The sequence below is a fragment of the Gordonia sp. NPDC062954 genome (genome assembly GCF_044543825.1).
Taxonomy (GTDB): domain Bacteria; phylum Actinomycetota; class Actinomycetes; order Mycobacteriales; family Mycobacteriaceae; genus Gordonia; species Gordonia tangerina.
In genome coordinates this window covers 1-17,183 of record NZ_JBITWL010000010.1, presented here as the reverse complement: position 1 = coordinate 17,183, position 17,183 = coordinate 1, and the positions used below count along the sequence as shown (strand labels likewise).

Annotated in this window: 19 protein-coding genes; 12 read left to right on the top strand and 7 right to left on the bottom strand. The window is 68.4% G+C overall.

Features of this window, described 5'->3' with window-relative positions:
• Entirely contained in the window at window positions 1–1,026 is a 1,026-nt protein-coding gene (locus ACIGKQ_RS11705) for an ArsA-related P-loop ATPase (RefSeq protein WP_235721756.1), read from the bottom strand.
• Window positions 1,027–1,070: 44 nt separating this feature from the next.
• Here ACIGKQ_RS11705 and ACIGKQ_RS11700 point away from each other — a divergent pair, with 44 nt between their 5' ends.
• The 3 genes from ACIGKQ_RS11700 to ACIGKQ_RS11690 are packed head-to-tail and all read left to right on the top strand — an operon-like array spanning window position 1,071 to window position 2,514.
• The gene (locus ACIGKQ_RS11700; RefSeq protein ID WP_235721757.1) at window positions 1,071–1,235 is read left to right on the top strand and encodes a DUF4177 domain-containing protein; all 165 of its coding nucleotides are present in this window, start codon (window positions 1,071–1,073) and stop codon (window positions 1,233–1,235) included.
• A gap of 3 nt (window positions 1,236–1,238) precedes the next feature.
• Window positions 1,239–1,712 (top strand): RidA family protein, encoded by a 474-nt coding sequence (locus tag ACIGKQ_RS11695; RefSeq protein WP_235721758.1) that lies wholly within the window; start codon window positions 1,239–1,241, stop codon window positions 1,710–1,712.
• 43 nt (window positions 1,713–1,755) lie between these two features.
• Window positions 1,756–2,514, top strand: coding sequence for a TSUP family transporter (locus tag ACIGKQ_RS11690; protein ID WP_235721759.1), 759 nt, complete (start codon window positions 1,756–1,758; stop codon window positions 2,512–2,514).
• A gap of 27 nt (window positions 2,515–2,541) precedes the next feature.
• On the opposite strand, the gene ACIGKQ_RS11685 is transcribed toward ACIGKQ_RS11690, so the two are convergent.
• Window positions 2,542–3,561 (bottom strand): GlxA family transcriptional regulator, encoded by a 1,020-nt coding sequence (locus tag ACIGKQ_RS11685; protein WP_235721760.1) that lies wholly within the window; start codon window positions 3,559–3,561, stop codon window positions 2,542–2,544.
• Window positions 3,562–3,674: 113 nt separating this feature from the next.
• Here ACIGKQ_RS11685 and ACIGKQ_RS11680 point away from each other — a divergent pair, with 113 nt between their 5' ends.
• From ACIGKQ_RS11680 to ACIGKQ_RS11665, 4 genes are all read left to right on the top strand, one after another.
• A complete protein-coding gene (locus ACIGKQ_RS11680) occupies window positions 3,675–4,907 on the top strand; it encodes an MFS transporter (protein ID WP_372474949.1) in 1,233 nt (410 codons plus the stop codon).
• A 48-nt stretch (window positions 4,908–4,955) separates the two neighbouring features.
• Window positions 4,956–5,159 (top strand): hypothetical protein, encoded by a 204-nt coding sequence (locus ACIGKQ_RS11675; RefSeq protein WP_235721762.1) that lies wholly within the window; start codon window positions 4,956–4,958, stop codon window positions 5,157–5,159.
• Window positions 5,160–5,287: 128 nt separating this feature from the next.
• On the top strand, window positions 5,288–6,418 hold the full coding sequence (locus tag ACIGKQ_RS11670; protein WP_235721763.1) for a flotillin family protein: 1,131 nt from the start codon (window positions 5,288–5,290) through the stop codon (window positions 6,416–6,418).
• A 76-nt stretch (window positions 6,419–6,494) separates the two neighbouring features.
• The gene (locus ACIGKQ_RS11665) at window positions 6,495–7,319 is read left to right on the top strand and encodes an MBL fold metallo-hydrolase (RefSeq protein ID WP_235721764.1); all 825 of its coding nucleotides are present in this window, start codon (window positions 6,495–6,497) and stop codon (window positions 7,317–7,319) included.
• An 88-nt stretch (window positions 7,320–7,407) separates the two neighbouring features.
• Here the strand turns inward: ACIGKQ_RS11665 and ACIGKQ_RS11660 are convergent, their stop codons facing one another.
• Both ACIGKQ_RS11660 and ACIGKQ_RS11655 read right to left on the bottom strand, forming a co-directional pair.
• On the bottom strand, window positions 7,408–8,082 hold the full coding sequence (locus tag ACIGKQ_RS11660; RefSeq protein WP_006330855.1) for a Crp/Fnr family transcriptional regulator: 675 nt from the start codon (window positions 8,080–8,082) through the stop codon (window positions 7,408–7,410).
• A gap of 175 nt (window positions 8,083–8,257) precedes the next feature.
• The gene (locus ACIGKQ_RS11655; RefSeq protein ID WP_235721765.1) at window positions 8,258–8,527 is read right to left on the bottom strand and encodes a hypothetical protein; all 270 of its coding nucleotides are present in this window, start codon (window positions 8,525–8,527) and stop codon (window positions 8,258–8,260) included.
• Between the two features lie 159 nt (window positions 8,528–8,686).
• On the opposite strand from ACIGKQ_RS11655, the gene nth reads away from it, so the two are divergent.
• The 4 genes from nth (at window position 8,687) to ACIGKQ_RS11635 (ending at window position 12,268) form a co-directional block, all read left to right on the top strand.
• Window positions 8,687–9,496 carry an endonuclease III gene (gene nth / locus ACIGKQ_RS11650; RefSeq protein ID WP_372474943.1) on the top strand — a complete coding sequence of 270 codons (810 nt, stop codon included), beginning with the start codon at window positions 8,687–8,689 and terminating at the stop codon, window positions 9,494–9,496.
• On the top strand, window positions 9,493–10,245 hold the full coding sequence (locus tag ACIGKQ_RS11645; protein ID WP_235721766.1) for a redoxin family protein: 753 nt from the start codon (window positions 9,493–9,495) through the stop codon (window positions 10,243–10,245). Before nth ends, ACIGKQ_RS11645 begins: the two co-directional genes overlap by 4 nt.
• 65 nt (window positions 10,246–10,310) lie before the next feature.
• The gene (locus ACIGKQ_RS11640) at window positions 10,311–11,072 is read left to right on the top strand and encodes a CoA pyrophosphatase (RefSeq protein WP_235721998.1); all 762 of its coding nucleotides are present in this window, start codon (window positions 10,311–10,313) and stop codon (window positions 11,070–11,072) included.
• Entirely contained in the window at window positions 11,069–12,268 is a 1,200-nt protein-coding gene (locus ACIGKQ_RS11635) for a MarP family serine protease (RefSeq protein WP_235721767.1), read from the top strand. Before ACIGKQ_RS11640 ends, ACIGKQ_RS11635 begins: the two co-directional genes overlap by 4 nt.
• A gap of 54 nt (window positions 12,269–12,322) precedes the next feature.
• Here ACIGKQ_RS11635 and ACIGKQ_RS11630 read toward each other — a convergent pair whose 3' ends face one another.
• The 3 genes from ACIGKQ_RS11630 to acs form a co-directional block, all read right to left on the bottom strand.
• Complete coding sequence (locus ACIGKQ_RS11630) at window positions 12,323–13,267, bottom strand: alpha/beta fold hydrolase (protein ID WP_235721768.1); 945 nt, start codon at window positions 13,265–13,267, stop codon at window positions 12,323–12,325.
• Between the two features lie 3 nt (window positions 13,268–13,270).
• Window positions 13,271–13,807 carry a phage holin family protein gene (locus ACIGKQ_RS11625; RefSeq protein WP_235721769.1) on the bottom strand — a complete coding sequence of 179 codons (537 nt, stop codon included), beginning with the start codon at window positions 13,805–13,807 and terminating at the stop codon, window positions 13,271–13,273.
• Between the two features lie 264 nt (window positions 13,808–14,071).
• Window positions 14,072–16,024, bottom strand: coding sequence for an acetate--CoA ligase (gene acs, locus ACIGKQ_RS11620; RefSeq protein WP_235721770.1), 1,953 nt, complete (start codon window positions 16,022–16,024; stop codon window positions 14,072–14,074).
• A gap of 196 nt (window positions 16,025–16,220) precedes the next feature.
• On the opposite strand from acs, the gene ACIGKQ_RS11615 reads away from it, so the two are divergent.
• Window positions 16,221–16,976, top strand: a complete 756-nt coding sequence (locus ACIGKQ_RS11615; RefSeq protein ID WP_235721999.1) for an oxidoreductase — start codon at window positions 16,221–16,223, stop codon at window positions 16,974–16,976.
• Window positions 16,977–17,183: the final 207 nt, after the last annotated feature.

The window sequence follows — 17,183 nt, the reverse complement described above, 5'->3', positions numbered from 1 at the left end:
TCAGGCACCTGCCTTCTGCAAGAGGTTGGCGAGCTCGTAGATCGACCCCAGATCGATGCCATCGCCGAGTGCCGGCAACTCCAGAGTCGGCAGCTCCACCTCGTCGAGTTGGGCTTTGGCGACCTGCTGGGCTTGCAGGCGGGAGGCGTGCTCGATGGTCTCGGTCAGCAATCCGGACAGATCGCCGTCGGCGAGATGCAGACCGGCCGCCTGCAGGTGTTCGAGCACGCGGGGCGCATCGATGGTGCCTTCGGCGATCTCGTCGATCGACCCCGGCGGCAGGTGGGTGGGACTGACGCGGTTGATGATGAGGGTGCCCACGGTGAGATTCTTCGCGTGGAGTTCCTCGACCGCCTCGATCGTCTCCTGCATGGGCATCGCCTCGAGGAGCGTGACGAGGTGGATCACCGTGTCCTCGGAGTGCAGCAGTTTCACCACACCGTCGCTCTGATTGCGGATCGGTCCGGTCTTGGCAAGGTCGGCCATCGCCTGGGTGACGTCGAGGAAGTTGCCGATCCGGCCGGTCGGCGGCGCATCGACCACCACCGCGTCATACACCCGACGCCCCTGCTTGTCGGTGTGGATGATGCGCTCTTTGATCTTGCCGGTGATCAACACGTCACGCAGGCCCGGCGCGATGGTGGTGACGAAGTCGATCGCACCGATCCGTTTCATCGCGCGCCCGGCGAAACCGAGGTTATAGAACATGTCGAGGTACTCGAGCAGCGCGTGTTCGATGTCGATGGCCAACGCCGAGACCTCGCCGCCGCCGGAGGCCGTCGCGATCTTGGTGTCGGTAGGCGGCAGCGGCGGGATGTCGAAGAGCTGAGCGATGCCCTGGCGGCCCTCGCATTCCACCAACAACACCTTCTTGCCGTCGGCGGCCAGCGCGAGCGCCAGCGCCGCCGCGACCGTGGTCTTGCCGGTGCCCCCCTTGCCCGACACGAAATGCAGTCGCGCCCGTCCGGCGGACTGGGGCCATTCGTTGGTGTGCCCGGCTTCGTCGGGCGGTGTCTCGTTCACCACCGCATCACCATATCGACAAAGACGTACCCATTAGGCTCTAGTCCATGAGTGAATCGACCGCTTGGGAATACGCAACGGTGCCCCTGCTGACGCACGCGACGAAGCAGATCCTCGATCAGTGGGGAGCCGACGGCTGGGAACTGGTGACAGTCTTGCCCGGGCCGACCGGTGAGCAGCACGTCGCCTACCTGAAGCGTCCGAAGGGCTGACCGATGACAACGACGTGGTCGCAGCGGCTGGCCGAACTGGGCATCACGCTGCCCCAGGTGGTCACGCCGGCGGGTAGCTATGTGCCCGCCGTGCGTACCCGAAATCTCGTCTACACCGCGGGTCAGCTCCCGATCATCGACGGCAAGCTCGACGTCGCCGGCAAGGTGCACGAGGGTGCCGAGGGGGTCGTCGACCCCGACCAGGCCAACCGGGCGGCTCGGCAGTGCGCGCTCAACGCGCTCGCCGCGGTCGACGGACTCGTCGGCATCGACGCCGTCGTGCGGATCGTCAAGGTCGTCGGCTTCGTCGCCTCGGCCCCCGGTTTCACCGGCCAACCCGCCGTCATCAACGGCGCGTCGGACCTGCTCGGCGAGATCTTCGGCGATGCCGGTGTGCACGCCCGCTCGGCGGTCGGTGTGGCCGAGTTGCCGTTGGGCTCCTCGGTCGAGGTCGAGATGATCGTCGAGGTCTCCTGACCCGTCCGACCTCCCGGACGCACCCGGCCGGGAGTCGCGGCTAGTGGACGTCGCGCTACTCATCGCCGCGGCCGCCGCGGCGGGATGGGTCGACGCGGTCGTCGGCGGTGGGGGACTGGTACTGATCCCGGCCCTGCTCATCGTGCAGCCCGGACTGGTGCCGGCCACCGCCCTGGGCACCAACAAACTCGCCGCGGTGTTCGGCACCGCCTCGGCAGCCCTCGCCTACGCCCGGCGGCTGCCGGTCCAGGTCGGCCGACTCGTCCCGGTGTTCATCGCGGCAGTCGGGTGTTCCGGCCTGGGCGCCTACACCGCGAGCAGACTGCCCGCCGAGGTGTTCACGCCGGTGGTGCTGTGTCTGCTGGTCGCGGTGGGGTTGTTCGTCGCGCTCAATCCAGGGTTCGGCTCCGGACTCGCGGTGAATCGTCCCCGTTGGTCGGTGGTGCTCGGGTTCGTGCTGTGCGGAGTGGTCATCGCCTTCTACGACGGGGTGATGGGGCCGGGCACCGGCACCTTCCTGATCATTGCTCTCACCGCGCTGGTCGGCACCGGGTTCCTGGAGAGTTCGGCGATGGCCAAGGTGATCAACACCGGCACCAATCTGGGCGCGCTGGCGGTGTTTGCGTGGCAGGGCAACGTGCTGTGGCTACTGGGGTTGGGGCTGGCCGTCGCCAACATCGCCGGTGCCCAGCTGGGCGCCCGGATGGCGATCGGTCGGGGCAGCGCCTTCGTGCGATGGGTGTTGCTGGCGGTGGTCGTGGTGATGGTCGCGAAACTCGGATACGACCTCGTCGTCGGTTGACGGCCCGCCCGCGAGCGCGCTGCCCGCTCAGTGCGACAGGGGCCGGAAGTTGTTGCGATAGGCGCTCGGCGACAACGCCATCCGCCGTCGGAAGTGTGTGCGCAGGGCCTCTGGGCCGAGGCCCACCCGCGCCGCGATCTGTTCGACGGGATCGTCGGTGCGCTCGAGAAGTGCCGCCGCCGCGCGCACACGCTGTCCGGTCAGCCAGGCGCCCGGTCCCATCCCGTGGGCGTCGGTGAACCGGCGGTTGAAGGTGCGCAACGACATCGACGCGTGGTCGGCGAGGTCGCGCGTGGTCAACGGCCGATCGAGGTGGCGGATCGCCCAGGATGTGGTCGCCGCCAATCCGGTGCGGCCCGGCGTGTCCGCGTGGGTGTCGTCGTGTCGTCGGCGGCCGGCCGCGATCTCGTCGACGGCCTCGTCGTGCAGGCTGGCCCCCGGCGGCATGAACTGTGCCTGCCCGCCGGGGCGATGGAACGCCACCACGGTGCGTCGCGCGTAGTCCCGCGCGACGTCGGCGCCATGATCGCGCTCCACCAGATGCAGGCACAGATCGATGCCGGCGGCGAGGCCGGCGCTGGTGAGGATGTCGCCGTCGTCCACGTACAGCACCGCCGGGTCCACCATGACCCGCGGATACCGGGTGGCCAACGCATCCGCATCCAGCCAGTGGGTGGTGGCGCGCCGTCCGTCGAGCAGGCCGGTCTCGGCCAGGGTGAAAGCGCCGACACAGATCGAGAGCAGTCGGGTCTGCCGACGATGCGCCGCCCGCAGCGCCTCGAGGACCGGCGGCGACGGCGTGCGCCGCGCGGCGTCGTGATAGCCGGGGATCACCACGGTGTCCGCCTCGGCGAGCGCCTCGAGTCCGTGTTCGACATGCACCGACACCCCGGCGCAGGTCGGTACCAATCCGGGTGTCTCGGCGCAGGTGATGAGCGTGTAGCGCGGCGCGCCGATGTGCCCGAAGATCTGGACCGGGGCGGCCATGTCCATCATGACCAGACCATCGGTGACCAGGACCACCACCCGGTGGGCGTCGGTTGGCATGAATCAAGGGTATACCGGCATTCATGCCGCTGGTGCTGCGCGACCGGGCGGTCCACGCTGGATGGGTGACCGAGCACACCTCTTCCGACCCGACGGCCGTCCCCCAACCGCCGGTGCTACCGCCCCGCGCCACGCTCGTGCGGGTACAACACCGGACCATCGCCTTGCTGTGCGGCGCGCAGGTCCTCGGCGGCCTGGCGATGGGTGCGTCGCTGGCGCTCGGCGCGATCCTGGCCGAACGGCTCTCCGGCTCGGAATCGGTGGCCGGCCTCGCCACCACGGTGCTCACCCTCGGCGCGGCGGCCGCGGGTCTGCCGCTCGCGGCGCTGGCCCAGCGCGCCGGCCGTCGACCGGCGCTGGCAACCGGATTCGTCATCGCGGCGGTCGGGGCCGCAGTGGTTGCGATCGCGGTCGACGTCGGCAGGTTCCCGTTGCTGCTGCTCGGAATGGCCGGAGTGGGCAGCGGTACCGCGGTCAGCCTGCAATCCCGTTTTGCCGCAACCGATCTTGCCGAACCGCGCACGCGCGGACGCGATCTCTCGCTGGTCGTGTGGATGACGATGGTCGGCGCCGTCGCGGGCCCGGCGTTGCTTCCCATGGGGGCCGAGATCGCCGGCGTACTGGGTGTCGACGAACTCGCCGGACCGTTCGTGATCGGTGCGGCCGGTGCCGCCGCGGCCGCGCTGGTGCTGTGGTCCGGTCTGCGGCCCGACCCGCTGTTGCTCTCGACGGCGGCCGCGTCGTCGGATTCGACGGCCGTCGCGAAACCGTCGGTCGCGCAGGGGTGGCAGACGATCCGGCAGATTGCCGAGGCCCGCAATGCGGTGGTCTCGGTGGTTTCGGCGCATGCGGTGATGGTGGCGGTGATGGCGCTGACCCCCGTGCACATGACCCACGGCGGTGCGAGTATCACCCTCGTCGGGCTGTCCATCAGCGCCCACGTCGCCGGCATGTACGCACTGGCCCCAGTGATGGGCATTCTCACCGATCGGGTCGGCCGGGTACCGACGGTGGTGATCGGCCAGGCGCTGTTGCTGGCAGCGTGCGTCACCGGCTTCGCGGCGCAACACAGCCAGCGCGGTCTCGTCGTCGCGCTGGTCCTGCTCGGACTCGGCTGGTCGGCCACCACCGTGGCCGGCTCCACGCTGCTCACCGAGAGCATTCCGGTGCCGCAACGTCCGCGGGTGCAGGGGATCTCGGACACCGCGATGAGTCTTGCGGGGGCGATGGCCGGCGCGTTGGCGGGTGTCGTCGTGGGGCTGTTCGGGTATCCGGTGCTGGTGCTCGGCGCCGGTTCGATCAGCGTGATCGCCGCGATCTATGTGCTGACCGATCGCCCCCGTTGACCCCACGCACCGCTACCGTTGTCCGCACAGACGCCGAGCGGGGTGGAGATGATCGGGACGACGGGTGTGGTGGTGCTCGCCATCGGCGGCGGGCAGGCCATGGGAGAGGTGGAGTTGCGCATGGCCGGTGGCACCGAACGGTTCCTCGCCCTGGCCGCCGAGGCGATCGGGGTGGACGAGACGGTGCTCGTCGTCGAGGAGCGGCCGGGCCGGGTGGTGATGGTAGAGCGCTGGCTGCCGATGCCGTCCTGACCGTGTCATTCGAACGGACGATGCCGGGAACGGCCCCGTAGGATCACGGCGTCTAAGTGGTGACCGCGTGCCCACCGCGACGAGACGCCGTGTCCCGGCGGCGATTCACGATGCACCCAGGAGGCTCCATGCTCGGCTACTACGTCCCCGAACCCGACGAGGCGATGCTCATCTCGGGTAAGAAGTCCGATGTCGGCGGTGGTCCGTTCGACGTCGTCGTCGGTCACGGCCGATGGGTGTTGCCGTTCTTCCGCAAGGTGCGGTTCCTGTCGATGGCCATGCACGAGGCGCAGATCCGCGAGGTGTGCGTGACCACCCAGGGCATTCAACTCGACGTGCGTGCGGTGATCGCGCACAAGGTCGGCGGCGACGTCGCCTCTATTGTCAACGCCGGTCAGCGATTCATCTCCGAACAGGAGAACGAGATGAACCAGCTCACGGGGCAGATCTTCTCCGGCCATCTGCGCTCTATCGTCGGCTCGATGACCGTCGAGCAGATCATTCGCGAACGCGACACCCTCGCGCGCCAGGTGCTCGAGGCGTCCAAGCGAGAGATGGGCTCGATCGGGCTGGTCGTCGATTCGTTCCAGATCCAATCCATCGACGACATGGACTCCGGCTACATCAACGCACTGGCCGCACCCAACATCGCGAAGGTGCAGCGCGAGGCCGCCGTGGAACGCGCTCGCGCCGACCAGGAATCGGCGAAGGCGCAGCAGGAGTCGTTGCGAAACCAGGCCGACTACGAGCGGGAGACCTCGATCAAGCGCGCGCAGATCAAGGCCGAGACCGACAAGGCCGACGCCGAGGCCGCCCAGGCCGGTCCGCTCGCACAGGCGCGGGTCAACCAGGAGATCATCCGGGAGCAGTCGGTCCTGGCCCAGGCCGAGGCGGAACTGCGTGAACAGCAGCTGATCTCCGAGGTCGTGAAACCGGCCGAGGCCGAGGCGCGGCGCACCCACATCATCGCCGAAGCCGATGCGCGTGCCGTGGAGATCCAGTCCGCGGCGGCCGCCAAGCACAATCGGATCGCGCTCGATCAGCAGATCATCGAACAACTCCCGGCCCTCGTGGGTGAGATCGCGAAGGGACTCGGATCGTCGAACCTCACGGTGTTCAACGGCGCCGACGGGGTCAACGAGGTGATGACCGGGGTGGTGACGCAGGGGGCTGCGCTGCTGAAGAGTCTGCAGAGCGAGTTCGCGCCCAAGGTCATCGTCGACGACGAGGTCGCCGACGACATCGACCGCTCGGCGTGAGCGCTGCTCGGGGTTACCGCCCTCGCGGCTGACCTCGACCGCGGCGGCACCCCGGTGGTGGGTAGTGTCGGAAGACATGACTGACAGCGGAAACGGCGACACGGCACAGCATCCCGCCTATGGCGTCGTACGCGAGGTGACGCCGTTCGCGTCGGTGCTGCTGTGCAAGAACCCGGGCACGATGGAGCTCGACGGAACCAACACCTGGATCCTGCGTGCTCCCGGCCATCCGGAGTGCGTCATCGTCGATCCGGGCCCGCCCAACAAGAAGGGGCACGTCAAACGCATCGCGGAGCAGCAGGGGATTGCGCTGGTGCTCATCACCCACCGTCACTTCGACCACACCGGCGCCATCCGGCGACTGCGCAAACGGGTCGACGTCCCGGTGCGCGCGCGGTCGGCCAAGTTCACACACGGTGCCGCGCCGCTTGCCGACCGGGAGGTCATCGACGTGGCGGGTCTGCGGATCACCGTGCTGCACACTCCGGGCCACACCGGGGACTCGCTCAGTTTTCTCGTCGAGTGCGACGGGGATCGTGCCCTGCTGTCGGGTGACACCATTCTCGGCAGCGGCACCACCGTCATCGACCCCACCGACGGCACCCTGCGCGACTACATGAACTCGCTCAACCGCATCATCGTCGAGGGTGAGGACGCGGTGCTGTTGCCTGCGCACGGACCCGACCACCCACAGGTGGGGCCGGTTGCGCGGTTCTACAAGGCACACCGGGAGGAACGGATCGATCAGATCGTGGCCGCGCTCGACGAGCTGGGTGTGTCGGCCGACAAGGCGAAGCCGATGAAGGTGGTCCGCAAGGTCTACGCCGACGTCGACAAGTCGCTCTGGCCGGCCGCCAAGATGTCGGTCAAGGCCCAGTTGGAGTACCTGCGGGACCGCTGACACAGTTCGTCCCCCGGGTATCGTTTCCTGCCCCGGCGGCCGCAGGGCAGGAAACAATACCCGGGGGACGAACCGCCAGGTCAGTGGGCTACCGCGCGCGGCGTGCGAGGCGCTCGGAGTCGGCGATCAGGACGCTCTTGCCCTCCAGGCGCAGCCAACCGCGCTGAGCGAAGTCGGCGAGTGCCTTGTTGACGGTTTCGCGGGAGGCGCCGACGAGCTGCGCGATCTCTTCCTGCGTGAGGTCGTGCGTGACGCGCAGCGCGCCACCCTCCTGGGTGCCGAACCGCTGCGCGAGCTGCAGCAGCTGTTTGGCGACACGGCCGGGCACGTCGGTGAAGATGAGGTCGGCGAGGTTGTTGTTGGTGCGGCGCAGACGGCGGGCGAGCACGCGGAGCAACTGCTCGGCGATCTCGGGACGGTCCTTGATCCAGGCGCGTAGGGCGTCGCGGTCCATCGATACCGCACGCACCTCGGTCACGGTGGTGGCCGACGACGTACGCGGCCCCGGATCGAAGATGGACAGTTCGCCGAACATGTCCGACGGTCCCATGATGGTCAGCAGGTTCTCCCGACCATCAGGCGAACGACGGCCGACTTTCACCTTGCCGGACAGGATGATGTACAGCCGATCACCGGGTTCTCCCTCGTGGAAGATCACATGCCCGCGAGGGAAATCGACCGGTTGAAGTTGCTTTGTCAGCGCTGCGACGGCGGAGGGCTCGACACCCTGGAATATGCCCGCCCGCGCCAGTACGTCCTCCACCTAAGGAACCTTTCTCGTCCTAACCACACTCGCATGGCAACCCCACGCCGGTGGTGATCTATGCCGTCGGTCGCCGTGTTGCCTCGTGCAACGCTACTCTCGCCCCAAGCATATGTGTTGAATGGGTCACTGGCCGGTACATAGCGGTGAGTCGGGGCGGGTGTCGGCTATCGCCTCAGCTCGCCCGCTGCGGTGAGGCCGAGAATGCGCTGTCGCGGGCGGCGTCGGCCGCATCGGGCGCGCGGCGGGCACGGAACTCATCCAATGCGGCGGGAAAACCCTCTTTGGCCAGCGTGTCGACCTGCGCGGCGTCTGCCGATTCCAGGAACTCTTCGACGTGATCCTGGGTGACCGCGAGGCGGTCGATCCTGGCCTGAACCTTCTCCATCGCGAGTGCGAAGAGCATCAGCACAGCCGGGAAAAGCAGCGCGGCGAGTCCTTGCATGGGGACAGTAAACACAACTCGGGGAGCCTCTCGCCAACCAGAAGGACCGGCTTCACTGACTTGTTACCAAGGCGAAGCACGGTCAGGATCGGCAATTCACCACCCCGCCGGAGGCATCTCTTTGGGCTACTTCGCCGCGACGTGGCTAACCTGAATTGCGTGACCGCACGTAAGACCACCGACTCCGCAGAGGCGTCGGCGAGACAGACGCGCGTCCGCGGCGGTGGGCGCCGGTCGAAGACCGAGACCCATCTAGGGCTGGTACGGCGGGCACGTCGGATGAACCGCACGCTCCAGATCGCCTTCCCCCACGTATACTGCGAACTCGACTTCACCACTCCACTCGAACTGTCGGTCGCGACGATTCTGTCCGCGCAGTGCACCGACGTCCGGGTGAATCAGGTCACGCCGGCACTGTTCGAGCGGTATCCCACCGCCCGGTCGTATGCGGAGGCCGACCGAACCGAACTCGAGGAGATGATCAGGTCCACCGGCTTCTACCGGAACAAGGCCAACTCGATCATCGGACTCGGTCAGGCCCTGGTGGAACGGTTCGACGGCGAGGTGCCCGACACCCTCAAGGAGTTGGTCACCCTGCCCGGTTTCGGCCGCAAGACCGCCAACGTCGTACTGGGTAACGCCTTCGGCGTCCCGGGGATCACCGTCGACACCCACTTCGCGCGATTGGTGCGGCGGTGGGGTTGGACCGAGGAGACCGATCCGGTCAAGATCGAACGCGCCGTCGGTGAACTGATCGAGCGCAAGGAGTGGACCGACCTCTCGCACCGGGTGATCTTTCACGGTCGACGTGTGTGTCATGCGCGCAAACCGGCGTGCGGTGTCTGCATTCTGGCCAAGGATTGTCCGGCGGTCGGCACCGGGCCGATGGCCAAGGCCGATGCCGCGAAACTGGTGAAGGGCCCCGAAACCGAGCATCTGCTGGATCTGGCGGGGCTGGCGACGCAGTGAACCAGACTCCGAGGAGCGCGGAGTCGGGACCCGACGAGGACGACGATTCCGCCGCCGCGCCACCACCCCGCCGCACCAGCCGCTTTCCTTCCTCGGCGCGGTGGACCATCGTGTTCACCGTCGTCATCCTCGCCCTGGTCATCGCGATCTGGCCCCGCGGCGCCGACTCGGACTCCGGAGGCCCTGCGACATCGCCGACGGCGACCGGGCCGCGGGCAACCGACGCGCAGGCCGACGACGCCCAGATGGCGCAGGCCAGACAAGACGCCGCGTTGCCGCCGTGTCCGGAAACCGGACTGCCCCAGGCGGCCCGGTCCGCGCTGGCCGGAGTCTCGGTGCCGTGTCTGGCCGACGGCGCAGACTACGACGTCGGCACCGGCACCGCGGGTCGGCCGATGGTGGTGAACATGTGGGCCGTCTGGTGTCTGCCGTGTCGTCGGGAACTCCCGGTCGTCGACAGCTACGCCCAACGCGCCGGCGATGCGGTGACAGTGCTCGCGGTGCACGCTCAGGAAGGTGCGCAGAATCCTTATCTGGCGCTGCGGTTTCTGATCGAGAACGGCGTGCACCTGCCGTCGGTCCTCGACACCGACGCCGCGATCGCCGCGGCACTCGGCGCACCCCGGGTGTTCCCGTCGACGATCCTGGTGCGCGCCGACGGCACCGTGGCCAAGGTGCTGCCCCAGGTGTTCGACACCCCGGACGAGATCGCCGACGTCGTGCAGCAATACCTGGGGGTGAGCACGTGAGCGCCGAACACGATCCCGGTCCCGCCGCGGGTCGGTTGGTTCCGACCGAACAGGTTCCGCCCTGGATGCGTCGCCTCACCGACAACGTCGCCGCAGTTACCGACTCGGTGCTCAACCGCGGCGGCGATCGCACCAGGTGGGCGTCGATGCTCGGCCGCGACAAGCGGGCGGCCGCGGTGTTGGTGCTCATCGGCGGTGCGTGGGACGAGGCAGTCGACCATCCCGGCGGGCTCCCACCCGACGCCGAGATCCTGCTCACCGAGCGTGCACCCACCCTGCGTCAACACAGCGGGCAGGTCGCATTTCCCGGCGGCGGGCTCGATCCCGGCGACGACTTCCCGGTGGGCACCGCGATGCGCGAGGCAGCCGAGGAGACCGGACTCGTCCCCGAGGGGGTCGACGTGCTCGCCAACCTGCCGTCGTTCCCTGTGCCGGTGTCCAGTTTCGACGTGACCCCGGTGCTGGCGCACTGGCGTGAGCCCGGCGAGGTGCGCGTCGTCGACACGGGAGAGACCGCGCGGGTGGCGCGCGTCAACCTGCGGTCGTTGCTCGCGCCGGAGAGCCGGTTCCAGGTGCAGCGCACCGTGATGGGCGCACGTGCCTACAAGGGCCCGGCATTCATGGTCGACGGCCTGCTGGTGTGGGGATTCACCGGCGGGCTCATCGCCGCGATCAGCGAGGTCGCCGGCTGGGATGTGCCCTGGGACCACTCCGACGTCCGGCCGCTGGACCAGGCCATCGCGGCCGCCGGTAGCCCGCAGACCATCGGTCCGGGTGCGGTGTTGCCGGCCCACCTGCGTCACCAGGCAGAGGATCGCACCCGGTGACCGGCTCGGGGTGGGTCGATCTCATCGTCGTGGTGATCGCGCTGCTCGCCGCGGCCAGTGGTTTCCGACAGGGCGCGGTCGCCTCGGCGCTGGCATTCCTCGGGGTGGTGCTCGGCGCCGTCGCCGGCATCCTCCTCGCGCCGCATGTCATCTCGAATTTCGAGGATCGCACCACCCGACTGCTGGTCGGGGTGGTGTTGCTGGTGGGGCTGATCATCATCGGCGAGGTGTCCGGGATGATCCTGGGTCGGGCCGCGCGCAGCGGCATCCGGTCACGTGGCGTGCGCCGCGTGGACAGCGTGATCGGGTCGATGCTGCAGGTTGTCGCCGTGCTGATCGCGGCATGGCTGTTGGCGATTCCGCTGAGCAGTTCCGCCGAGACGCAGGTGTCCACCGCGGTGCGCGGGTCCAAGGTGCTCACCGGCGTGGACGCGTTGGCGCCGCAGTGGCTGCGTGACCTGCCCAAGGACTTCAGCGCGCTGCTCGACAACTCCGGTCTGCCGCAGGTCATCGGACCGTTCGGACGTACGCCGGTCGCCGAGGTGGGCCCGCCCGATCCGACGGTGTTGCAGCTACCGGCGGTGGCGCAGGTCCGGCCCAGCGTGGTCAAGATCGAAGGCACGGCGCCGAGCTGTCGGCAAGCGCTCGAAGGCAGCGGATTCGTGGTGTCCCCAGAGCGGGTCATGACGAATGCGCACGTCGTTGCCGGTACGCGGCGGCTGACGGTGTCGTCGCCGAACGGGCAACAGCTCCCGGCCCGGGTGGTCCTGTTCGACAGCGACAACGACATCGCGGTCCTCGACGTCCCCGGTCTGACGGCACCGGCGTTGAGGTTCGCCGACGGGGAAGCGCAGACCGGTGACGACGCGATCGTGCTCGGCTATCCCGAGGCGGGCCCGTTCGCGGTCAACGCGGTGCGGGTGCGCGACAAGATCAACCTGTCGGGGCCCGACATCTACCGGACCGGTCAGATCCTGCGGCAGGTGTACACCGTTCGTGGCGTGATCCGGCAGGGCAACTCGGGAGGCCCGATGATCAACTCGGCCGGTGAGGTCGTCGGCGTGGTGTTCGGCGCTGCCGAGGACACCAACGACCAGACCGGCTTCGTGTTGACCGCCGAGCAGGTGCGGCAGAACCTGACCGATTCGGAGGCGCGTTCGGCGCGGGTCAGCACGCAGACGTGCGTGCACGCCTGAGCCACCACCCGGGTTTCCCGGCGACGTCCGCGCCTGGTCCGCGGACCGGGCGGATCAGCCCGCCTCGGTGCGTAGCAGCCCCAGCAACTTCTCGGTCACCACATCGGGCTGTTCTTGGTGGGCGAAGTGTCCGCTGTGGGCGATCGGCCGATACTGCATGTGTGCCGCATACCGGTGACTCGCCGCCATCACATGATCGAGGATGTACGGGTCGTCGGCTCCCCGCAGCGCCAGCACCGGTAGATGCAGCCGCTGATTCATCAGCTCCATGAACCGCGATCCGTCGGGACGGAACTGGGACCGGAACGCCCAGCGCCGGTACTCCAGGCTGGAGTGCGCGACGTAGGGGATCTGCACCGCCGAGCGATTACGGTCCACGGTGACCGCGTAGTCGTCGGTGGCCTGCCAGCTCGGCGAGGCCCGCTCGGCGAAGTACTGCGTGAGGTAGCCGCCGTCGTGCGCCGCGAGCCGACGCTCACCCAGCTTGGGTAGCTGATTGTGCAGGAAGCCGGGCAGGAACGCACGGCGCTGATGTCGGTCGGCGATCACGGCGCGACGCAGTGCACGTGGATGTGGGGAGGCGATGACGGCCACCCGATTGACCACGCGTGGGTGCAACGTCGCGGTGGCCCAACACACCAGCCCGCCGTCGGCGTGGCCCACCAGGGTGGCATCGGGGTGGCCGAGCGCGCGGACCAGTCCGTTCGTATCACCGGCGAGGGTCCAGCCGTCGTAGCCGCGGGGCGGCTTGTCGGAGTCGCCGTAGCCGCGCAGGTCGACGGCCACCGCCCGGTATCCCGCTTCGGCCAGCGCCGTGATCTGATGACGCCAGCTCCACCAGAACTCGCCGAATCCGTGCAGGAGCAGCACCAGCGGACGGTTGGCGGTACTCGGGTCGGGCGCCTCGACGGCGTGGAAGCGCAGCCCGTTGGCGCGGACGTCGAAGTGATGCCAGTCGCCGGTGACGCGGACGCTCGACGGATCAGGCGGTCCGGCCACCACTCATCCCTTGGCGGGATCGTGCGCGCGCGGTATCGCCGGGTGCTCACCGTCGGTGGGTTTGGTCGCCGACGACGAGCTGGGATGACTGCCCGGCAACACGGTGGGCACTTCCTTCACGCTGGCGATCGTCTTCTTCGGGCCGCGGACCTTGCGGAACAACACATAGCCGACGAACGCCATCACGACGGTGATCAGCACCAGGATCGCGAACACGATCAGGAACGCCAGCCACCGCGGCATCCAGTTGTCCAGGAGTTCGGCGAGGAAGAAGAAAAAGAAGAAGCTGGAGTAGAGGGCCATCACGCCGGCCACCACCAGCAGCCCGGTTCCGGCCCCCGCCTTCTTGGCCTCCCCGACGAGTTCGGCCTTGGCGAGCGCGACCTCGGAGCGGAACAGCGTCGACACACTTGCCGAGGCGTCCTTGACCAGGTTGCCGATGCTGGGTTCGCCGTTGCGGCCGTGGGTGGGATCCGACAGCGGGATCGACGGGGCCGATCCGGCGTCCTGAGCGGTTTGGCCGGGCTCGTTGCGGCTCACAGAATCCTCCGTACCTCTGGTGTCGGACTCATGTTGCCATGCATGCGCTCGCGTGGCCGGTAGCGGGGGAGATATCTCGCGTCGAGTGGGCACCATTTTCCGTCGAGTGGGCGCCGCTTCTCGCCGAGTGGGTGCGCGTCAGAAAGACGCGCGCCCACTCAACGGAAAACGACGCCCACTCGACCGCCGTGCGGCGGCTTGGGTGCCTTGGGTGCGGCGCCGTGCGGCGGCTTGGGTGCCTTGGGTCGCCGCCGGGACGCCTGACTATGCGCGCTTTTGTCGGATGGCTTCGAAGACCGAGGGGTCGACGAGTGTGGAGGTGTCGCCGAGTTCGCGGCCTTCGGCGACGTCTTTGAGGAGGCGTCGCATGATCTTGCCGGAGCGGGTCTTGGGCAGTTCGGGGACGACGTTGATCTCGCGGGGTTTGGCGATGGGGGAGATCTCGATCGACACCTGTTCGCGCAATTCCTTGACCAATGCCTCGCCGGTGTTCTCCACGCCTTCACGCAGGATGACGAAGGCGACGATGCCCTGGCCGGTGGTCTCGTCGGCGGCGCCGATGACGGCGGCCTCGGCGACCCCGGCGTGTCCGACGAGTGCGCTTTCGACTTCGGCGGTGGAGATGCGGTGCCCGGAGATGTTCATGACGTCGTCGACGCGGCCGAGGACCCAGAGTGCGCCGTCGTCGTCGTAGCGGGCGCCGTCGCCGGCGAAGTACCACCCCTGCTCGGCGAAGCGCGACCAGTAGGTCTCGCGGAAGCGGTCCTCGTCACCCCAGATGCCGCGCAGCATCGACGGCCACGGCTGATCGAGTACCAGGTAGCCCTGCTCGCCGTGGCTGACCGGGTTGCCCTGGTCGTCGACGATGTTGGCGCTGATGCCGGGTAGTGGTTTCATCGCCGAGCCGGGTTTGGCCTCGGTCACGCCGGGCAGCGGTGAGATCATGATGGCGCCGGTCTCGGTCTGCCACCAGGTGTCCACGATGGGTGCGGTGTCACCGCCGATGACTTCGCGATACCACTTCCAGGCCTCGGGGTTGATCGGCTCGCCCACCGACCCGAGCAGCCGCACCGAGGACAGGTCGTGGGCGTCGGGGATCTCGCGGCCCCACTTCATGAAGGTGCGGATCAGCGTGGGCGCGATGTAGTAGATGGTGACGCCGTACTTCTCGATGATCTCGAAGTGGCGATGTTCGTTGGGGGAGTTGGGAGTTCCCTCGTAGACGACCTCGGTCGCGCCGTTGGACAGTGGCCCGTAGACGAGATAGGAGTGTCCGGTCACCCAGCCGATGTCCGCGCCGCACCAGAACACGTCGCGGCCTTCTTTGTGGTCGAACACGTTGTGGAAGGTGTAGGACGCCTGGGTGAGGTAGCCGCCCGACGAGTGCACGATGCCCTTGGGTTTGCCGGTGGTGCCGGAGGTGTAGAGCAAAAACAGCGGGTGTTCGGCGTCAAACGCCTCGGGGGAGTGGGTGGCCGACTGTTCGTCGACGGTGTCCTCCCACCAGACGTCGCGACCGTCGACCCAGGGCAGGTTCTCGTCGTGGTTGGTGCGGCGCACCACGAGCACCTTCTCGACGGACTTCGCGGCGTCGTCGCCGGAACCGAGTGCCTCGTCGACGGCGGCCTTGAGTGGGGCGGGCTTGCCGCGGCGGTACTGGCCGTCGGTGGTGATCACCAGTTTGGCCTCGGCGTCGTCGACGCGACTGCGTAGTGCGCCGGCGGAGAATCCGGCGAAGACCACCGAATGTGTCAGGCCGAGGCGTGCGCAGGCCAGCATCGAGATCAACGCCTCGGGCACCATCGGCATGTAGATCGCGACGCGGTCACCGGCGACCAGCCCGATCGCGGAGAAGTAGTTGGCGGCCTTGGACACCTCGTCCTGCAGCTGGGCGTAGGTGAGGTCGCGGGAGTCGCCCGGTTCGCCGACCCAGTGGATGGCGACGCGCTCACCCTTGCCCGCGGCGACGTGACGGTCCACACAGTTGACCGCGACGTTGAGTGTGCCGCCGACGAACCACTTCGCGAACGGCGCCCCCGACCAGTCCAGCACCTGATCGAAATCGGTGTCCCAGTCCAGGCGGCGGGCCTGCTCGGCCCAGAACTCCAGACGATCCGCGTCGGCGCGGTCATACATCTCGGCAGTGGCATTGGCCTGGGCGGCGAACTCCTTCGACGGCGGGTAGCCCTGCGCAGACGAAGTGGTGGCGGGAGACATCGGTCAGGTGTGCCTTTCACTCTCGACGACATTGGCGTGACGTGCGGTCATGCCGGTTTCTGATTGTGAGGGTAGTCACGTTGGAATCTCGTTGCAGGTGCCGATCGGCCGGACCAGCGCACATCCGCGACGAATGGTCCGGTGGACGCGACGAGCGGCACCCTCATTATGGTGGGAAGGCGTGAGTTCGGATCCGTTGGCAGCTGACCCGCTGGCACCGCTGTTGGAGTTACCCGGTGTCGTCGAGTCGGCCGATCGCGCACGTGACGCGCTCAGTGCCGTCCATCGACACCCGGCGAATCTGCGTGGTTGGGACAAGACCGCCACCGAGGCCTCGTGGCGCGCGGGTCGATCGTCTGCGGCCATCGACGGTGGCAGTGTGGAGCTGCGACGCGACGGTGACTTCGACGACCCGGTGCTGGCGGGGGCGATGCGAGTGGCCCAGGCCCTCGACGGTGACGCTCTCGAGCAACTCACCGCCGTCTTCCGTCGGGCGCCCGCCCAGGCCTTCGCCCGCCTGCACATGCTCGCCGCCGCCGGCCTCGTCGACGAACCGGACGAGCTCGGCCGACCCAGCGCGGCACCGGGCGTCGCGGCCCGGCTGGATCTGCTCGGCCAACTGGTGACCGGGGCCACCGCGGTCCCCGCGCCGGTTCTGGCCGCAGTCGTACACGGAGAGTTGTTGGGGCTGGCCGCTTTTCCGTCGGCCAACGGTGTGGTGGCGCGGGCCGCATCGCGTCTGGTGTGCACCTCGACGGGGTTGGACCCGCACAACCTCGGTGTCCCGGAGGTGACCTGGCTGCGGCGTGCCGATGAGTATCGGGCGTTGTCGACCCGCTTTGCCGAGGGCGACCCGGAGGGCGTGGGCGCCTGGATCGTGCTGTGCTGCGAGGCGCTCGAAGCAGGCGCGGGTGAGGCCCGATCCATCGCCGACGCCGCTCGCGCCGGCTGAGGCTCCGTTCGCGCCGGAGCGTTCTTCCCCGTATTCGCGTTCGTCCGACCGGAATACAGCGCGGTGGAACGGATTTCGGGTGGGAGGAACTGGAGCCGGGTAGTGACACAACGTCCCCCACAACGCACTGCGGGCGGGGGGGGGGGGGGGGGGGGGGGGGGGGCCGCGCCCCCCCCCCCCCCCCCAGCCGCGCCCACCCCCAGAGCA